Source organism: Bartonella sp. TT121SHDZB (assembly GCF_042193415.1).
Taxonomy (GTDB): Bacteria; Pseudomonadota; Alphaproteobacteria; order Rhizobiales; family Rhizobiaceae; genus Bartonella.
Genome location: NZ_JBHILR010000012.1, coordinates 1 through 19,394 on the forward strand (window position 1 = coordinate 1; position 19,394 = coordinate 19,394).

The window sequence follows — 19,394 nt, forward strand, 5'->3', positions numbered from 1 at the left end:
TTGAAATGAGAGAATCCTACGTTATTCGGGACTCTCATTCAACATACAAAACAGTGAATTATCATTATAAATCAATGTCTTGTAGAGACATTAAGAGAAGATTTTTATGCAGCCTCACGGATGTGGGGCTTTTTTTATGGAGCGTCAGATGAGAAAGATATCGCAAGAAGGATTAGAGCTTATCAAACAATGGGAAGGTTTGCGTTTAGAGGCTTATCGAGATACGGCATGTGTCTGGACGATTGGTTATGGTCACACCAGCAATGCGGGGCACCCCCTTGTCAAAAAAGGCATGTGTATTAGCCAAAAGCAAGCAGAAGAAATCCTTTGTAAAGACTTAAAGCAATTTGAGAAGACGGTAGAGGAATCGGTTACGGTTTCGTTAACGGATTGCCAATTCGCGGCATTGGTCTCGTTTTGCTATAATGTAGGAACCGCTGCTTTTTGCAAGTCAACCTTGTTGAAGAAGCTTAATCAAGGGGATTATGAAGCCGTACCCTTAGAGTTACAGAAATGGAATAAGGTGGGTGGGAAGCCTCTTGCGGGTTTAGCCAACCGTCGAGCAGCAGAAGCAGGATTATGGGCAAAAGGGTCTTATGTCTCTTCGAATTATCAAAGGGTAGAAACGAAAACGGCAACCGGACTTCTTAAAATAGAAGCACTTGCCCCGCTTATAGGGTCTTGTTCTGGTTTTGGCGGCTTGTTAGCAGGCAATGGACCGGTGCAATGGGCATTAGCAGGCATGATGGTTTTAGCGGCTGTAACGGGCATAGTGATTGTCGCCAAGCGGTTTCGGGAGCAACGCTTATGATTTTTTGGCTAAAGAAATATTCTCTTATGTTTACAGCGGCTTTAGCCGTTTTTTTTATGGCTTTAGCCAAGGCGTTTCAGCTTGGCAAGCAAAGCGAACGGCAAAAGCAAACAGAGAATGCTTTAAAGACAGCAACAACGCGGCTTGAGGTAGAAAATGAAGTTAATCAAAAAAGTGATGCTGGTGTGCGCTCTGAACTTTCTCGTTGGGTGCGCGGCAAATAGGTCTGTTTCTTGTGGTGGCTGGTTGCCCATTTATTTGGATAATCAGGATGTTGCGGTCATCAGTTCCAACCTTGCAAGAGATATTTTGAAGCATAACAAGCAGGGAGCCCATTTATGTGGTTGGAAAGATGGTCAAGAAACGAAGCAGCAAAGATAAAGATCTTACAGAAAAAGAACAACAGCTCCTTCACGAGATGATAGAGACCTATCAAGGCTTAAAGATGATGTCACGCATCATGAAATTGATAGCCTTTATTGTCTTTATGTTTGTAATAGATTTTTCTCGTTGCGTGGACGCCATAGAGAATAGCTTCTCACATCTTAAAAGATGGTTAACAAAAAGTTAAATATCAAATCTCTCCTTTAAAAATATGATGAAACAAGAATTTACACAAACATTGTTTGCGTGGATGGGTGGTAAACACTATCTGCGTAAGAAAATTATACCGATTTTAAATAGTATTGACCATGAAACCTATGTTGAACCGTTTTTAGGCTCTGGTGTTATTTTCCTAAATAAAGGACCAGCAAAATATTCCGTTATTAATGATTTGAATGGAGAGATCACGAATCTGTTCCAATGTGTTCAAAATGACTTTGATGATTTAGCCAAACGACTAGAATGGTTTGTTTGTTCAAGACAGTTGTTTTTTGAACTTGCGGCGATTGAACCAGAAAGCCTTTCCAAAGTTGAAAGAGCCGCACGTTTTTTGTTTCTCCAACGTTGTGTGATGTATGGGAAAGAAGATTACTACTCTTTTAACTTTGTAGGAAAAAAAACGGTAAGCTTTAATCCGGATAAACTTTTAGCAAGGATGAAACGTGTTAGACAGAAGCTTCTTGATACAACGATCTTAAATTTGTCGTGGGAACGGGTTATCGAGCTATTTGATGCACCCGACAGTTTATTTTACCTAGACCCGCCTTATCTTGTGAAGAAGAAGTGTTACAGCTCTGGGAATTTTGTTGAAGATGATTTTGTGAGTATGGCAAAAGTTCTCAAAAGCATACAAGGCAAATTTGTCTTGAGTCTAAATGATTGTGATGCGGTTCGAGAGATCTTTAAGGATTTTGACTTTTTAGAATTAGAGACCCTTTGGACAGCAGGTACGGCAAAAAAACCACCCCGAAAAGAACTCTTGATTCGTAATAATTAGAGAGACGTGTTGAAAAATCCTATTCCCCAACTTTTATTTACGCGTCCCGTACTTTAAAAAAGATATATAAAATCAATAGATTGTGTACAGTAAAAAGAAACATGGTACGCCCAAGGGGAATCGAACCCCTGTTTCCGCCGTGAAAGGGCGATGTCCTAACCGCTAGACGATGGGCGCAAACCAATGATGAGGCTTATAGAGAGGATCTTTTTACTTCGCAAGCCCTCTGTGTCATTTTTTTTGAAAAAAGTGTGTTTTATTGAATAATTTTTGAGCGATTCCTGTTTGAATTGTTTTTTCCAGTTTGAGGAGTAGGCAAAAATGATCAAAACAGCATTTTAAATGTATTTATTTTTTGCATATGTTATCGTTTGTTATCTTTGCTCGCTACATGAGAATATTATTTAACTTGCTTGAAAGAGCCTTTGTACAAAAGATTGCTCATTTGAGCTTATCATACAGCAAAAACTGTATAATTTATGAAGTAGAAAGATAATATTTATTACAAAATTAAAACATAATACCAATCATAAAAAAGTTTTTTTTATGAATAATCCATAGATTACTTGCATATTTAACAAAATATAAAGAGATATCTGTATGTTAAAAATAAAAATATTAAAGAAATTTTATAGAATATATTAAAAAATATTTTTTTTATATTTGCTTTTATATTTCTGTAAGAAATTTAAGGTTAAAAAAACCTCATTTGTTCTTTTACATATTGAGAAGGTTCTTGATTTGAAAATGAATTAGCGTGGATAAAGGGTAGATAGAGTTTTTTCTCATTTTAATTTGCTAGTTTTTTAAAGAGGTGGCAATAAGTTGAGATAAAATATTCGAATTTTGCAAATTTATTTTCCATATTTATAATATTTTAGAATTATGGTGTGTGCATATTAAGTCTTGTGTTTTACTTTAATGTAAGGTTCTATTTTGATATATGATTACGTGAGGATTTTTGCATTAAAGATTTATAGTTTAAGCTATGGAATGGTAGGAAGGAATGTGTTATTATTGACTGATCTACTTTATTTTATCCATTCTCTTAATTTATCATATGAAAGAATGTTTTTTGTTCCATATTTGTCGATTTAGAAGAGATATTTTTATTCTTTCTTACTAAGTCTTCAATATTCTTTAACTTGTTATTGATTATTTTTTAGAACTTTTCTTTATGGCAACTTGCATTTATCAGTTTTACAGATTTTCATTCTGAATTAAATATTTTATAAGATTCTGAAATCTTTGAAGACAATAAATATTATATTTTTAGGAATGTTGATTGAATAAGCGGGGATAATTCTATTGGAGAAAATAAAGTGAATAGAGCGGGATATTTCTTTTGTTCTTATGGATATAGATATTCTTTGTGTTGATTGGCACATCATTTAAACGATTCTTCAATGAAGATAGGGATCAGTGGTTAGAATATGGCAGAAGCTTTAAAAGTTGGCGTTGCGGGACTTGGTACAGTTGGTACTTCAGTTGTTCGAACTCTATTTGAAAAAGCGAATAGTTTAGCTTGTCAATGTGGGCGATTCATCAAAGTAGTTGCTGTTAATGCACGCGATAAAGGCCGCAATCGTGGAATTGATCTCAGTGGCATAAAATGGTTTGATTCACCTGTGGAGTTGGCTGCTTCTGATGAGATTGATGTTTTTGTAGAGTTAATTGGTGGTGAATTGGATGTGGTGTATACCGCTGTTAAGAGAGCGCTTGAGGCGGGACATCATGTTGTAACAGCCAATAAAGCTCTTCTTGCTCAACATGGCGTAGAGCTGGCTATAATTGCAGAAAAAAAAGGTGTTTTTCTTCATTTTGAAGCAGCTGTTGCAGGGGGAATTCCTGTCATCAAAGCGATGAGAGAATCACTTGTCAGTAATCGCATATCGCGAATTTATGGTATTCTCAATGGAACATGTAATTATATATTAACACGCATGTTTACGGAAGGTCTTTCATTTAAAGATTGTTTAGCAGATGCACAGAGACTTGGGTATGCTGAAGCAGATCCAACTTTTGATATTGAGGGAAATGATACTGCTCATAAATTAGCTTTGTTGACAAGCTTGGCATTTGGAACAGCTGTTTCGTTAGATGATGTTTATGTTGAAGGAATTCATAATATTTCGCAAATTGATATTCGAGCAGCTGATGAATTGGGGTATCGGATTAAGCTTTTAGGGGTTGCATTAAAAACGGATTCTGGAATAGAGCAACGCGTTCATCCAACAATGGTACCTGCATCCTCAATGATTGCACAGATAAATGGTGTAACCAATGCTCTTTCTATTCAAAGTGATTTATTAGGTGAATTACTGTTTTCGGGTCCTGGCGCCGGAGGAAAGGCAACAGCATCAGCCGTTATTGGTGATTTGGCTGATATAGCAAAAGCACGTTCTGGTTTTCAGTATGCACCTGTTTTAAGGCGCCCAGCATTAAAACTTGCTCCTCACAAAAAAGCACGTATTTCGCATCATGCAGGTGGTTATTTTATTCGTTTAAATGTTCATGATCGTACTGGTGTTTTTGCCGCGGTCGCAAGGCATATGGCTGATAATCACATCTCATTGGAGTCGATTGTTCAAAGATCTTTTGTAGAAGATCAAATTGAAAAAACAATTATTTTAATTACGCATGAAACAACAGAGGTGAATGTACGACAAGCACTTGCAGAAATTGAAAAAGATGGACATCTTATTGCAAAATCTCAATTTATTCGTATTGAACGGATGGCAGAGAATTGATAACTTTTTTAATAATAACAAAAAGGCAAGCTTGAGTGCTTTTATCTCTTGTGGAAAGTTTTTATCTTTGCCAAAGCTTTATTCTTAGTGCTTAATAAGTACTCATATTTTTTCTGGTATTCATTCGGTAGGATTTCTCATATGCCCACAACTCAGAAGATTTTAAATGGACTTGATCGTATTTTGACGCTTGAATTGGTACGTGTCACTGAGCGTGCTGCTGTTGCTGCTGCACGCTGGCGCGGACGTGGCGATGAAAAGGCAGCGGATCAAGCTGCTGTAGATGCAATGCGGCAGGAACTTAATCGATTACCTATTGATGGTACAGTGGTGATTGGTGAAGGTGAGCGGGATGAAGCGCCTATGCTTTATATTGGAGAAAAGGTAGGTCTTCAAAGTGGATTGGCGATCGATATTGCACTTGATCCACTAGAGGGAACAACACTTTGTGCTAAAAATATTGCCAATTCTTTGGCAGTAGTTGCAATTGCTGAAAAGGGTAATCTCCTTTATGCCCCTGATGTTTATATGAATAAAATTGCTATTGGTCCTGGTTATCCAAAGGGAGTAGTCGATATAGACGCTTGTCCTACCGATAATATCCATGCTCTTGCAAAGGCTAAAGGAGTGGCTGTTAATCAGATTGTTGTTTGTATTATGGATAGACCTCGTCATGAAAAATTGGTTAATGAAGTACGAGCGACAGGGGCGTCGATTCGCTTGATTGGTGATGGAGATGTGGCTGCTGTTATTGATACAACTGATCCAGAAGAAACAGGTATTGATATCTATATGGGGATTGGTGGAGCCCCTGAAGGTGTTTTAGCTTCTGCTGCTTTGCGTTGCATTGGGGGACAGATGCAAGGCCGTTTGCTGCTTGATACAGAAGAAAAAATTGCCCGTGCTGCTAAAATGGGGATTAGTGATCCCAATAAGGTTTATACAATGGAAGAAATGGCAAAAGGTGATGTTTTGTTTTCAGCAACAGGGGTGACAGATGGCAATATGCTTTCTGGTGTTAAATTTACACCTCGCTACATTCAAACGGAAACTCTCGTGATGCGTTCCCATACGGGTACAGTTCGTAATATTAAAGCACAGCATAGAGATCATTCAAAATTTGATTAATGTTTTCTTTTTTTGTCACTAAAAATAAAGGAAGTTTTTTAGGAAATACGCTTCCATGAATCTGCTTTCATGGAAGCGTTTATAGATATGAGAATACCTTTATTATTATGAGAGCTGCACAGAATGCACCCAGCCATTTTTATCTTCTATGTTCCCTTTTTGAAGGCCAACCAATTGTGTACGAAGCTGCTTTGTAATTTCTCCAACTGTTTCATTTCCGATAATAAATTCTCCCCCCTTATATCTAAAGCGGCCAATTGATGTGACAACGGCAGCTGTACCACAAGCAAAGACTTCTTTAAGTTGTCCACTCTTTGCATCTTCTTGAAGAGATTTAAAAGAATAAGGACGCTCTTCTATTTTTAATCCCATTTGTTTTGCTAATTCTAAGAGTGAATGACGTGTTATTCCTGGAAGGATCGTTCCATTAAGTGGAGGGGTTATGAGTGTATTATTGTCCATAATAAAGCAGACATTCATACCACCAAGTTCTTCAATCCATTTATGTTCAACCATATCAAGGAAGAGCACTTGGCTACAATTGTTTTCAGTTGCATTTTTTTGTGCAAGTAAGCTTGCTGCATAGTTTCCACCACATTTGGCAGCCCCTGTCCCTCCTGGACCGGCTCGACTATAATCTGTTTCAATCCAGACGCTGACAGATTTTTCTTCTCCTTTGAAATAGGATTCAACTGGAGAGGCTATGATACAAAAAAGATATTCTTGAGAAGGGCGAACTCCCAAAAAGTTCTCATTGCCAAACATAAATGGACGTATATAGAGGCTAGCATTGGGATGATCGGAGACCCATTTTTGATCAATTTTGACTAATTGATGAACGGCATCTAGAAAAATATCTTTTGGTAATGCTGGCATAGCTAAACGCCTCGCTGATTCTATAAACCGTTGTGCATTGGCATCAGGACGGAAGAGCAAAATGCGTCCATCTTTTGCACGATATGCTTTTAAACCCTCAAAAATTTCTTGTCCGTAATGCAAAACGGTACTTGCAGGGCTAATTTCTAAAGCTTTGTATTGAGAAATAATGGCATTATGCCAGCCTTTGTCTTTAGACCATTGAATGGTACACATGTGGTCTGTAAAAAATTGACCAAAACCGGGATTTTTTAGAATTTTTTCCCGTTTTTCTTCTGACAGAGGTGATGGATGTTTTTCGGTTTTAAAGGGAAGTGACGATATGGGAGATTTCATAAGAAAAACCTTTTGAGTATGTTTTATTTTTTATTAATAAAAATAATGAGATCTTTTGATCACAACTCTATTATTAGCAAAACCTTTGTGTCAATGTTTTATTATAGATTTCAGAGGCAGTGGTCGATATTTTTGATTCTATTCTGGGCTCTTTTTCTCAACTTTATGAAGTAATCTGGAACCTTTATCTATATTTATCGTTTTCTCAAAATAAGTATCTGAATAATTTCATATTTTCTAGAAATTTAAAGGTAAGGGAATCGAGAAGAGGAATCCACTATGATTGATAAAAATTATCACACATTTGAAGAACGTATGGCAGAAGAAAGAAAAGATCGTGAACAGCGTGTTTCAATCGCTAAGGGTATTTTTGCTATTCTTCTTGCGATGGTTATTATCTGGTTTATTTTTGGTTTTTTAGGATCTTTTTTTGCGAAATCTCCTGAACATATTTCGCATTATAATACTCCAGAAACAAGTCAGACTGTAACGACGCCCCAAAAAGATTTAAATTCGCTCCCTTCTGTACCTTATACCTATAAGGGTACGCAGTGATTTTTTCATAAATATAATCTTTTAGATAGGGCGAAAATCGACGTAGATTAAAGAATAAAGTCAGTGCAAACAGATAAGCGAAAAAGATTGGACGATTTTAATTTCTGAAGTTTTTGATAAGTAATTAAATGGTATGGAAATAAATAATGCAACGGTTGTTAAAACCGCTGCATTATTGGTTTAGCGTGTGATGAAGCAGCTTCCACCCGAACTTTTAATGGATTCACAAAGGATTATGGCTTCATTACGGTCTTGCGCTTGAACCCGAACACGGTAATAAGTACCTTTTCCTGGTATAAAAGCGGATTGAATATTTAAAGAACGTGCCCCGATAAGGAATCCAAATTTAGATTTCATATTTTTTAACGAATTTCTAGCGAGCTCATGCGTTGGTTGAGATGCAAGTTGTACGTAATAACTTTCTGAATTTTGTGCTGCGACTCTGTTTGGTGATGTGGGGCGAGATGCGGCAGGCGTTTCAACTTTTGTATTTCTTTCTGCATGAGAAGGAATAGGAACAAATTTTTCTTCAATATTTGAGCTAAAATTATTTTCTGCGATTATTTTATCAATATTATTTTTGAGATCATGATCTCTTTCTTGATCGTTTATATCAGAATCATGCGACGAAACAAGGGATGAATCTTGAAGTTCATTAGAATCTTGATCAGTGCTTTCTTCAGATTGATCAGTAGCTTTGCTCTCTGTTTGATGCACGGGCGCTAGTGTAACTGTACCATCTTGATTTACAATAACAGTTTGTACTTCTCGTGTGGAAACAGTATGATTGATAGCTTCTGTGACTGCATCTTCAACATCAGATTCATTTGCAGAGGACGATGAAAAGTTTGAAGATTCTTCTGGATTTAACTTTTCTAAATTTTCAGGTTTTTCAGAGTTATCAATAAGAAATTGTTGTGTATTTTCTTGTTTCTCATTTTGTTCAGTTGTTTGTTTATAGATATCTAAATTATGGGCAACATCATTTTTTATTTCAGTTGTTTCTGGTTTGAATTTAAAAGGCGTATTATCAGCGTGAATAATGACCGTTTCTTCATTTTTTTGTGTTGGCATAAAAAAGTGAGAATAACTAGCAAACCCAATTCCCATTAAAATAAATATAAAAAAAACTTTAATGAAAGTTTTACCAAAAATAAAACTTTTTAAGGGAGGAGGAGCTGATGGAGGTGTGGAAACCTCATCTGGGCTTGTATATGGTGAATTCTCGGTAAAAGAGGGAGAATTGTACTCCATATTGGCAGCAGAAAAATAGTTGGCATTTTGTTCTTTAGAGTTTATATGAACACCTTCTTTTGAATTTTGCATAGTTTGTTGAAAAATTTCATTAAAAAACTCATTTTTCTGTTGTCTTTGAGAAAAATTGTCTGTTGGGACATTTCCTACATTGAGCACGTCAGCAAATTCTTCTTCTAAACTACTACTAGTCGGTACATCATATTCTGGGGCTTCATACGGGACTTCTGGAACCATAATAGGGCCAGTTTTTTCTACGATTTCCTCTGAAAATTTATAAGTATCAACAGTGGGAGGAGGAGTATCTCTGCCCGTATAGTTATGGGCAAAAAAGCTATCCGTTTGTTTTGTATTAAGGGAGGCTGATGAGGACAGAAACTCATCTAAATTATTTTTGTTATATGAAATTTCTCTGTTTAGGTTAGAGATATTCTCAGTGTTATTGATGTGTTGGGTTTGAGCTTCGTTATATATCGGAACTTTTTCGCTATAAGTTTCTTGTTGTGAGGGGGGGGCTTCAAAAAAATGGGGATAATTGGTTGTATGATCTTCTTGTGAAGCCCCCTTTAAATAAGATTGTCTATCAACTGGTGGAGAATCTAAAGGTGAGGAGAAGGTACTTGTTGTTTGATTTCTTGCAGTGTTTTGTTTTTCTGACTCAAGATTAGAAGATGAGAAAAACTCATTTTCCTCTGTAGAAAAGGAGACATCAGGATAATCTTTTTTAATCAAATTTTCTTGATCAGCTGAAATTTTATAGGGATGGTTTATAGGAGTGTCATAGAAGTTTTGATTGTCATCATAAGTTTTTTGTATATTCGTAGTCTCAGGTTGTTGTGAATTTATTTGTGAAAAACGATTGGTTCGTTCAACATCTTCAGGCATCTCTCTCTTATTTTCGCGCCTTTCAGATTTATCAAAAAAGAAATTTTCTGATTCTGATTGTGACATAAGATTACTTTTTTCAAGAAAAGGATTAGCACTGGTTGCTGTTGTTTTCTGTTGAGGTGATTGATTCTTTGGGATTGGTAATGGAGAAAGTGCATCTAAAATTTGTTCTTCATCATGGCAGCTAGGTGAAGAATATTTCTCTTTAGATAAATTATTTTGTTTTGAATGGTTGAAAGAAGCAGCTTGTGCAATATCTGAGGCTGTTGCGTTGCTGGTTGCATGCAAGTCCCATTGTTTTTTTTGATCATTGAACGGTAAGTCATGTGCTAAATTATTTTCAAGTTCTTCTTCTAGAAAGGACAAATCAAAATCATCATCATGGGATGATATTTCGGGGTGAGATGTTGATCGATCTGTTTTTAAAGAAGATTGCTCATTTTGATTTCCGCTTTGTTTGTGCGGATTAAAAATGCGCGTAAGCCTTTCTAAGGGATCATGGTGTTCATGATCGTGTTTTGTTTCGTGTAGATTTTTGCGATCGTTATCGCTCATAGCTTTTCTCACATGATGGTTTGCACTTACGTGCAATCAATGGTTGATTTTGATTTGTTATATTAAAATTATAAATTTTCCCCCTCTCATGCAAGGATACATGAAAAAGTTTATCAATAGAGTACCTATTGTATGTATTTATAGAACTTTTTCAACGCATTTCTATGGGGGCTTCGACTCCTATGATGGTAAGCCCTGATGATAAAGTATTGATAACAGCTTGTATCAATCCCAATCTTGCAAAGGATAATTCTTTATCATCAGGTTGAATAAAGCGTAAATTGAGATTTTCACTCCCTTTATTCCAATGGGTGTGAAAGCTGGAAGCAAGGTCATAAAGATAAAACGCTAATCGATGCGGTTCCTTATGAACTACGGCCTGTTCAATGATACGTGGATATTCAGAAAGTTTGCGTATTAACAATATTTCATGGTCATCTGTTAATCGATGAAGATGGGCAATCAATGTATCATTTGAAAAGCTTTTAATATGAAGCGCTTCTTGTGCTTGACGAAAGACTGAGTGACAACGTGCACTTGCATATTGTACGTAAAAGATGGGGTTATCTTTTGATTGTTCTGTTACTTTTGCAAAGTCAAAATCAAGAGGCGCTTCACACTTACGGTATAGCATCATAAAACGTACAGGATCACGACCAACTTCCTCGACAACATCGCGTAGCGTGACAAAAGATCCTGCTCTTTTTGACATGCGTACAGGATGACCGTTGCGAAAAAGTTTTACCAATTGACACAAGAAGACGCTTAATTTAGCTTTATCCCCAGAAATTGCTTTTGCCATTGCCTCTAGCCGCTTTACATAGCCAGCATGGTCTGCACCTAGAATATAAATCATTTCATCAAAATGACGATTAAATTTATCCCTAAAATAAGCAACATCAGCAGCAAAATAAGTGTAAGAACCGTCAGATTTGACTAAAACACGGTCTTGGTCATCGCCGACATTTGTTGAACGGAACAAAGTTTGTTCGTTTGGTTCCCAGTCTTCTATATTTTGTCCCTTGGGAGGGGGGAGTTTTCCTTTGTAGATATAACCATTTAAAGTGAGGTCGTTGATGGTGTTACGAATGGCGCGTGCATTATCTGCATAAAGCATTCGCTCAGAGAAAAAGATATCATGATAAATATTAAGAGCAGCCAAATCTTCGCGAATCATGGACATCATTGCATGAATTGCACGTTCTTTCACAAGAGATAAGGCTTCATCTTTATCCATCGTGAGGAGTTGGTCACCAAACTCTTGAGCAAGCGATTGACCCAATGGTATCAAGTATTCTCCAGGATAGAGTCCTTCTGGAATTTCATTAATTTTTTGCCCAAGAGCCTCACGATAGCGCAATAGTACAGAGTGGGCGAGGACTTCGATTTGTTGACCAGCATCATTGATATAATATTCTTTTGTAATGTTATAGCCCGTAAACTGCAGCAAATTGGAGAGAACATCCCCAACAACCGCTCCACGGCAGTGTCCTACATGCATTGGTCCTGTCGGATTTGCTGAAACATATTCAACATTGACGCGTTTTCCTTGTCCCATTGGAATACGACCATAAGAAGTGCCTAATTCAAGCATGGATTTTATAGCATTTTGCCAAAATAATTTTGTAAGCTTTATATTTATAAAACCAGGACCGGCAACATCTATATTTTCGATAGAGGAATCATTTTTAAGAAGTTCTATGATTTTATCGGCAAGTGCACGGGGATTGAGCCCAATAGATTTTGCAAGCACCATAGCAGCATTGGTTGATAAATGACCATGGGAGGAATCACGCGGAGGATCAACAGTGATTTTTGATAAATCTAGATCTTCTCCATTTTTCCCTTTTATATCAGATAATTCAATTGATCTTTTAATTTTTTTTTCGAAGTTTTTAAAGATATTCATATTTAGCTTCCATGATGATGCCAAAAGCCATTAAACGAAATTATCTGTATGGTCAAATAAACGCTGATATTCACGTAGAGCGTAGTGATCCGTCATGCCTGAAAGAAAGTCAGCAATCAAACGTGCTAATTCTTGATTTTTTAAGTGCACTGTTTTGCTCTGCCAACTTTCAGGCATTGTATTTGGATTTTCATAATAACAATTGAATAATTTTTGTACAATGCATTTTGCTGCATTGCGACGACTAAGAACTTGTTCATGGTAGTAAAGATTTTTAAATAAAAAGTTTTTTAGTTCTTTTTCATAAACGGTCATTGTCGGTGAAAAGGTGACAATGGTTTGTTTTGCTTGGTGAATATCGTTTATGCTGGTTGGTTTGATGCGTGCTAAATTTTCTTGTGATTGTTTGATAACATCTTCAACCATGGTTGTTATTTGTCTTCGTACAAGTGTGTAACCGCGACGCGCTTGGTCGAGGTGGGGATGCTCATCTGTTATATCTTTTAATATTGCTGCTGTTAGTGGAACATGTTCAAATTGATCGAGTGTTAAAAATTGCGAACGTAGACCATCATCAATATCATGCGCATTGTATGCGATATCATCTGCAATAGCAGCACATTGCGCTTCTAGCCCTGCAAAACAATCGAGTGCAAGGTCTTGCTTTGCATTGTATTGTAAAATATCGATAGGAACCTCCTTATTCTTTGCGTGAGGACCTAAAAGGGGACCATTATGTTTTACAAGTCCTTCGAGGGTTTCCCATGTAAGGTTAAGTCCATCAAAATTTGCATAGCGCTGTTCTAGTTTTGTGACAATGCGTAATGCTTGTGCATTATGATCAAAGCCGCCATAATGTACCATGGCTTCATTAAGAGCATCTTCTCCAGCATGGCCAAAGGGTGTGTGTCCAAAGTCGTGAACAAGGGCAATGGCTTCGGCAAGGTCTTCATCAAGACACAGGGCACGGGCTAATGTTCTTGCAATTTGAGAAACCTCTATGGAATGGGTTAGACGAGTACGGTAATGATCGCTTTCATCAGCAATAAACACTTGTGTTTTATGTTTAAGACGTCGAAATGCATTAGAATGGATAATACGATCTCTATCTCGTTGAAAAGGTGAGCGTGTAGTGCTCATCGTTTCATGGTATAATCGACCACGGCTTGTTTGTGGATGAGCACTGTATACTGCTCGAGATTGGTAATTGAAGTTGATATTTCCTATATCCATTGCAAGCTGTCCATTATCATCTTAAAATTGAGAGTGGTTTATGACAAATAAACTGCTCTGTAAGTGTGGGATACTCTTTCTTGATGGTTTAATGCAAGGATATATAAAATGAATGTGAAAATTTCAGATGTTGCTGCTAAAAAAATTGCACAGATACTTTTGCGTGAACCCGATAAAATAGCCTTACGTATTTCTGTTGAAGGTGGTGGGTGTTCTGGTTTTTCTTATAAATATGACTTGGTTTCTGAAATGTGTGAAGATGACCTCGTTCTCAAAAAAGACGGGGCAGTTGTGTTTATTGATTTACTATCACTTCCTTTCATGGAAGGAGCTGAGATTGATTTTGTTGATGATCTTATGGGACAGTCTTTTCAAATCCACAATCCCAATGCTGTTTCATCATGTGGTTGTGGTGTAAGTTTCTCAATTTAAAATGATGGCTGTGTGATATTGTTTCTTGAAAAAAAGATCATGTTGGTCAACAATGCAAAAATGGGTATTCTTATAAAAATAGTGCACCGATGTGTATGGTTGTGCGTGGTACTTGCTTTATTGACTTGGAGCCACAGTGCTTTTTCTGAAGCAGGAGAAGGGCAAGATCAGCAGCAGGGACAATCAAGGAGTTTTATTGTCAAGACTCAAGAGCAGGAAAACGAAAACTTAGCCTCTCAAACACAACTCATTTTGAAGGCTCGATTAACAAAGAGTCATCCGGATATTGAAAAAGGGCTTGTCTGGCGGGTTTATGCCCCTATTCTAGGGATTGATAATAAATTACCATTAGTGGCAACCTATAAGGGGGGAAGTGCACGTTTTGATCTCGAACCAGGAAATTATCTTGTTCATGTCTCATTTGGTCATATGAGTGCTGTGCGCCATATTCGTTTAGAAAATGGGCAGAGTCTTGTAAAAAACTTTAATCTTGAGGCTGGTGGTGTCATTTTAAATGCAACACTGCTCAATGGTGTAATGAATGAAAAAGAACTCCGTTTCACTATCTATGAGGATGAAAAAGAAAATGATGATACGGGAGTGATTATATCAAATGTTAAACCCCAATCAGTTGTGCGTTTAAAAGCTGGCCGCTACCATGTTGCTTCCCATTATGGTTCTATTAATGCGACGGCTCGTTCGGATATTCAGGTGGATGCTGGTAAAATAACAGAAATTACTCTTGAACATCAGGCCGCTCAGATTGTCTTAAAGCTGGTACGACAAGAAGGAGGAGAAGCGCTTGCAGATACAAGTTGGTCTCTTGCCAATGATTCTGGTGATATCGTTTATGAAACAGTTGGTGCGTATGTTTCACTTGTGTTAGCAGAGGGAGAGTATATTGCAATTGCTAAAAATAAAGATAAAATCTATCAAAAAGTTTTTTCAGTCGTTTCTGGTCATGATGAAGATATAAGTGTGGTAGCGAATGAAGAAAATATGCAACGAGTTGATGAAGATGTGGATTGATCTTTGTTCATGGGGGTAAACTATGATGAAAGACGGGGTATGAATTTTGATTGAAATTTCAACAGTTGGTGTGTTTTTTGCTGGGGCTCTCTCTTTTTTGTCACCATGCGTTTTGCCGTTAGTTCCTCCTTATTTGTGCTATATGGCAGGAATTGGTATTGATGATTTTCGTTCAGAAAAGCCTGCTGAGAAAGTCTTTATAAGGTGGGCTTTATTGTCTTCTGTTATTGCTTTTGTTCTTGGGTTTACGACTGTTTTTGTTGCTTTAGGTGCCAGTGCTAGCACAATTGGTCAATTCATCGGTTATTATCGTGATTGGTTTGCTCTTGCTGCTGGAATTGTCATTATTATTTTTGGTTTAAACTTTTTTGGGATTTTCAAGATCGCTTTTTTATTTCGTGAGGCGCGTTTTCAGACCCAAAAAACACCTGCTGGTCCTTTAGGCGCGTATATTATAGGTTTAGCTTTTGCCTTTGGCTGGACACCTTGTATTGGTCCCATTTTAGGTCCTATTATAACACTTGCTGGAACAAAAGAAACTGTAGGTGAAGGAGCTGTTCTCTTAGCAGTTTATGCATTAGGTCTTGCTATTCCTTTTATGTTGGCAGCTTTATTTTCGAGCAGTTTTATGCGATTTTTAGGCGCTTTTCGTATTCATTTAGGAAAAGTTGAAAAAATTATTGGTGTTTTTCTTATTCTTACAGGGATTTTGTTTTTAACAGGCTCTATGCAGGATCTTTCATTTTGGCTTTTAGAACATTATCCTTCGTTGAGTTATATTGAAGATATTCGTTGGCACGATATTATGATTTTTTTTGGATTTTCTCGTTAGTCTTATGTGTTTTTATGGTTAGAAGTTGTCTTTCTATTGTTCTTGCCGCAGGTGAAGGGACGCGCATGAAATCGTCTCTGCCTAAGGTACTTCATAAAATTGCTGGATTGCCTCTTATATGCCATGTTCTAAAACAAATAGAATTGGCAGGCTCTTCACAATTAGCAGTTGTTGTGGGATGTGGTGCTAAGGAGGTTACGCACGTTGTTCAGTCATTTGTAAAAGATGTAATGATTTTTGAACAAAAAGAGCGTTTAGGAACAGCCCATGCTGTTTTGTCTGCTCGTTTAGCTTTGCAAAAGGGAGTGGATGATGTTCTTATTGTTTTTGGTGATACTCCTCTCATTCAGCAAGATTCATTGCACCAAATGCGTGCACAGCTTGCTGATGGAGCAGATGTTGTTTTTGCAGGTTTTCATACCCAAAATCCAACAGGTTATGGGCGTCTTCTCGAGAAAAATGGTCAATTGATTGCAATCGTAGAAGAAAAAGACGCTAGCGATGAAGAAAAAAAGATTTCTTTTTGTAACGGTGGAATACTCGCTATGCGCGGAAAACACGCACTTTCTCTTTTAGAGAAGGTTGGTAATAACAATGTGAAAAAAGAATATTACTTAACAGAGATTGCTTCTCTTGCAACACGCGAAGGATTAGATATGCGTGTTGTTGAAGTTCCTTTTGAAGATATTGTAGGAATTAATAACTGTTTTGAGCTTTCTCAGGCTGATTCTTTATGGCAGAAACGTAAAGCACACAATTTAATGTTATCAGGTGTTACAATTTTAAAACCAGAAACAGTCTATTTTTCTTATGATACAGAAATTGAACCAGGTGTGGTGATAGAACCAAATGTTTATTTTGGATTAGGCGTAAAAATACACTCTGGTGCTGTTGTTCACGCATTTAGTTATCTAGAAGGTGCTGTAGTTGGGACGGATGCACAAATTGGTCCCTATGCACGTTTGCGTCCTGGAACAGAGTTGGCGAAGTCCGTAAAGATTGGAAATTTTTGTGAAGTCAAACAAGCTAAGGTAGGAGAATCTTCTAAAATCAATCATTTGAGTTATATTGGTGATGCTGAAATTGGTGCACATACCAATATTGGAGCCGGTACGATTACTTGCAATTATGATGGATTTAACAAATATAAAACCATGATTGGTGATCATGCTTTTGTTGGCTCTAATACGGCACTTGTTTCCCCTTTGGTAATAGGGGATGGCTCTTATGTTGCTTCAGGAAGTGTTATTACTGAAAATATTCCTATGAACAGTATGGCTTTTGGGCGTGCACGACAGGTTATAAAAGAGGGCTATGCGACACAATTTCGAGAGCGTTTGTTAAAGAAAAACTTGTCAGAAAACAAACAGAAAAAATGATCTTTTTCAGTCTATTTCTTTGTTTAGTGCTGATTTAACGATGGATGGGAGGTTTATTCTTAAAGATTGCCGTACTCCATGTTTGAATTATTTTTATTATTTATAGTTTTAAATAAAGGCTGTTGGATTGTTTTATAAGATTTAAATCTTAAGATGTGAGTTGGAGCTTTTTAATGTGTGGAATTATTGGAATTCTTGGAAAGAGGTGCGTTACGTCCTCTTTGGTTGAGGGGTTAAAGCGTCTTGAATATAGAGGATATGATTCATCTGGGGTGGCAACGGTCCATAATGGACATCTTTATCGTATGCGTGCTGAGGGGAAGCTTGTTCATTTAGAAGAAAAATTAAAAAAAACACCTCTGGAGGGAAGTTTAGGGATTGGTCATACCCGTTGGGCTACGCATGGAATTGCTGTTGAACGCAATGCGCATCCCCATGTGACTGAAAAGCTTGCGGTTGTTCATAATGGTATTATTGAAAATTTTGTAGAATTGCAAAAGGAACTCATAGAGGATGGTTATATCTTTGAAACAGAAACGGATACGGAAGTTATTGCACATTTAATAACGCGTGCATTAAAAGATGGTCTTTCTCCGCAAGAAGCCATGTGTACCAGTTGGAAAAGGTTGCAGGGGGCTTTTGCTCTTGCTCTTATTTTCGAAGGTGAAGATAACCTTATGATTGCGGCTTGTTCTGGTCCACCTCTGGCAATTGGTTATGGAAAAGATGAATTTTTTGTGGGGTCAGATGCCATTGCTTTGGCACCATTTGTTGATTATATTAGCTATATGGAAGATGGGGATTGGGCTGTTCTCACACGGGAAGGTGTCACAATTTATGATGCTAACAACCAACCGGTAAAACGTCCTGTGACGACATTACTTGAAGGGGCTTTATTGATTTCTAAGGGTAATCATCGTCATTTTATGCACAAGGAAATGTTTGAACAACCTGAAGTAATTTCTCATAATTTGGCGCATTATCTTGACCTTGGAAATTATGCGGTTCGACCGCTTGAGAATTTGATTGATTGGAAAAATATTAATCGGCTCCTTTTTGCGAGTTGTGGAACGGCATATTATTCAACCTTAGTTGCGCGCTATTGGTTTGAGAAATTTGCTGCTTTAAGTGTTGATAATGATGTTGCTTCGGAATTTCGTTATCGTGAACCTCCTATAACGTCTGATGCGTTATCGCTGTTTGTTTCTCAATCTGGTGAAACAGCGGATACATTGGCTTCTTTGCGTTATTGTCGTGAACGGGGTATAAAAACAGCAACAATTGTGAATGTTGAACAATCAACAATGGCAAGGGAGGCTGATTTTATTCTCCCAACACTTGCGGGACCAGAAATTGGTGTTGCTTCAACAAAAGCTTTTACCTGTCAATTGGCAACGCTTGCTTCACTCGCTCTTAGTGCTGCTAAACAACGTGGTTATCTTACAGTTCAAATGGAACAACAATTGGTTCAACAGTTGGCAGAAGTTCCCCGTATTTTAAATGAGGTCTTAAAATTAGAAGGAAAAATTGAATCTATTTGTCGTGATTTGGTGAATGCAAAAAGTGTTCTTTATCTGGGACGTGGGACTTCTTATCCAATTGCTTTGGAGGGAGCCCTTAAATTGAAAGAGCTTTCTTATATTCATGCTGAAGGTTATGCGGCAGGTGAGTTGAAGCATGGGCCAATTGCGTTGGTAGATGAGACAATACCCGTTATTGTTGTTGCACCTTATGATCGGTGGTTTGAAAAAACTTTTTCTAATATGCAAGAAGTGGTAGCGCGCAATGGTCGTATTATTTTAATAACCGATAAAAAAGGAGCAGAAGTAGCTTGTCTTAAGACTTTATCAACGATCACTTTACCAGATGTTCCAGAATTTATTTCTCCTATTATTTATGCTTTACCCATTCAGTTAATCGCTTATCATACGGCTGTTTTATTAGGAACAGATGTTGATCAACCCCGTAATTTAGCAAAATCAGTCACGGTTGAATAAAAGTATATTTCTGAATCTTTTGGAGAATAATCAAGTGTAAGAAATTGAT

General features: G+C 37.3%; 16 protein-coding genes and 1 tRNA gene. 12 read left to right on the forward strand and 5 right to left on the reverse strand.

Going from position 1 to position 19,394, the window contains the following annotated elements; translation table 11 throughout:
- Positions 1-148 precede the first annotated feature (148 nt).
- From ACFIKI_RS07085 to ACFIKI_RS07100, 4 genes are all read left to right on the forward strand, one after another.
- On the forward strand, positions 149-811 hold the full coding sequence (locus ACFIKI_RS07085) for a lysozyme (RefSeq protein WP_375666536.1): 663 nt from the start codon (positions 149-151) through the stop codon (positions 809-811).
- Positions 808-1,035, forward strand: coding sequence for a hypothetical protein (locus ACFIKI_RS07090; protein WP_375612675.1), 228 nt, complete (start codon positions 808-810; stop codon positions 1,033-1,035). Before ACFIKI_RS07085 ends, ACFIKI_RS07090 begins: the two co-directional genes overlap by 4 nt.
- Positions 1,036-1,151: 116 nt before the next feature.
- Positions 1,152-1,382: a hypothetical protein gene (locus tag ACFIKI_RS07095; RefSeq protein ID WP_375666537.1), complete on the forward strand. Its 231-nt coding sequence runs from the start codon at positions 1,152-1,154 to the stop codon at positions 1,380-1,382.
- A 24-nt stretch (positions 1,383-1,406) separates the two neighbouring features.
- Positions 1,407-2,192, forward strand: a complete 786-nt coding sequence (locus ACFIKI_RS07100; RefSeq protein WP_375666538.1) for a DNA adenine methylase — start codon at positions 1,407-1,409, stop codon at positions 2,190-2,192.
- A gap of 102 nt (positions 2,193-2,294) precedes the next feature.
- Here ACFIKI_RS07100 and ACFIKI_RS07105 read toward each other — a convergent pair.
- A tRNA-Glu gene (locus ACFIKI_RS07105) sits at positions 2,295-2,369 on the reverse strand.
- Between the two features lie 1,256 nt (positions 2,370-3,625).
- On the opposite strand from ACFIKI_RS07105, the gene ACFIKI_RS07110 reads away from it, so the two are divergent.
- Together ACFIKI_RS07110 and glpX are read left to right on the forward strand one after the other, a co-directional pair.
- A complete protein-coding gene (locus ACFIKI_RS07110; RefSeq protein WP_375666539.1) occupies positions 3,626-4,942 on the forward strand; it encodes a homoserine dehydrogenase in 1,317 nt (438 codons plus the stop codon).
- Positions 4,943-5,083: 141 nt separating this feature from the next.
- On the forward strand, positions 5,084-6,070 hold the full coding sequence (gene glpX / locus ACFIKI_RS07115; protein ID WP_375666540.1) for a class II fructose-bisphosphatase: 987 nt from the start codon (positions 5,084-5,086) through the stop codon (positions 6,068-6,070).
- A gap of 105 nt (positions 6,071-6,175) precedes the next feature.
- Here the strand turns inward: glpX and ACFIKI_RS07120 are convergent, their stop codons facing one another.
- Positions 6,176-7,282: a branched-chain amino acid aminotransferase gene (locus ACFIKI_RS07120; protein WP_375666541.1), complete on the reverse strand. Its 1,107-nt coding sequence runs from the start codon at positions 7,280-7,282 to the stop codon at positions 6,176-6,178.
- A 279-nt stretch (positions 7,283-7,561) separates the two neighbouring features.
- On the opposite strand from ACFIKI_RS07120, the gene ACFIKI_RS07125 reads away from it, so the two are divergent.
- Complete coding sequence (locus tag ACFIKI_RS07125) at positions 7,562-7,837, forward strand: hypothetical protein (protein WP_375622392.1); 276 nt, start codon at positions 7,562-7,564, stop codon at positions 7,835-7,837.
- Positions 7,838-8,017: 180 nt separating this feature from the next.
- Here ACFIKI_RS07125 and ACFIKI_RS07130 read toward each other — a convergent pair whose 3' ends face one another.
- The 3 genes from ACFIKI_RS07130 to ACFIKI_RS07140 form a co-directional block, all read right to left on the reverse strand.
- Positions 8,018-10,534: an SPOR domain-containing protein gene (locus ACFIKI_RS07130; protein WP_375666542.1), complete on the reverse strand. Its 2,517-nt coding sequence runs from the start codon at positions 10,532-10,534 to the stop codon at positions 8,018-8,020.
- A gap of 151 nt (positions 10,535-10,685) precedes the next feature.
- Entirely contained in the window at positions 10,686-12,443 is a 1,758-nt protein-coding gene (argS, locus tag ACFIKI_RS07135) for an arginine--tRNA ligase (RefSeq protein WP_375622394.1), read from the reverse strand.
- A gap of 30 nt (positions 12,444-12,473) precedes the next feature.
- Entirely contained in the window at positions 12,474-13,676 is a 1,203-nt protein-coding gene (locus ACFIKI_RS07140; RefSeq protein ID WP_375627797.1) for a deoxyguanosinetriphosphate triphosphohydrolase, read from the reverse strand.
- A gap of 108 nt (positions 13,677-13,784) precedes the next feature.
- Here ACFIKI_RS07140 and ACFIKI_RS07145 point away from each other — a divergent pair, with 108 nt between their 5' ends.
- The 5 genes from ACFIKI_RS07145 to glmS all read left to right on the forward strand — a co-directional run bounded on the left by ACFIKI_RS07145 (position 13,785) and on the right by glmS (position 19,345).
- Positions 13,785-14,108, forward strand: a complete 324-nt coding sequence (locus tag ACFIKI_RS07145) for an iron-sulfur cluster assembly accessory protein (RefSeq protein WP_273791197.1) — start codon at positions 13,785-13,787, stop codon at positions 14,106-14,108.
- A 39-nt stretch (positions 14,109-14,147) separates the two neighbouring features.
- A complete protein-coding gene (locus ACFIKI_RS07150) occupies positions 14,148-15,137 on the forward strand; it encodes a carboxypeptidase regulatory-like domain-containing protein (protein ID WP_375666571.1) in 990 nt (329 codons plus the stop codon).
- Positions 15,138-15,180: 43 nt separating this feature from the next.
- Complete coding sequence (locus ACFIKI_RS07155; protein ID WP_375666572.1) at positions 15,181-15,969, forward strand: cytochrome c biogenesis CcdA family protein; 789 nt, start codon at positions 15,181-15,183, stop codon at positions 15,967-15,969.
- A gap of 14 nt (positions 15,970-15,983) precedes the next feature.
- Positions 15,984-17,348 carry a bifunctional UDP-N-acetylglucosamine diphosphorylase/glucosamine-1-phosphate N-acetyltransferase GlmU gene (glmU, locus tag ACFIKI_RS07160; RefSeq protein ID WP_375666543.1) on the forward strand — a complete coding sequence of 455 codons (1,365 nt, stop codon included), beginning with the start codon at positions 15,984-15,986 and terminating at the stop codon, positions 17,346-17,348.
- 173 nt (positions 17,349-17,521) lie between these two features.
- Positions 17,522-19,345, forward strand: coding sequence for a glutamine--fructose-6-phosphate transaminase (isomerizing) (glmS, locus tag ACFIKI_RS07165; RefSeq protein ID WP_375622398.1), 1,824 nt, complete (start codon positions 17,522-17,524; stop codon positions 19,343-19,345).
- Positions 19,346-19,394 lie beyond the last annotated feature (49 nt).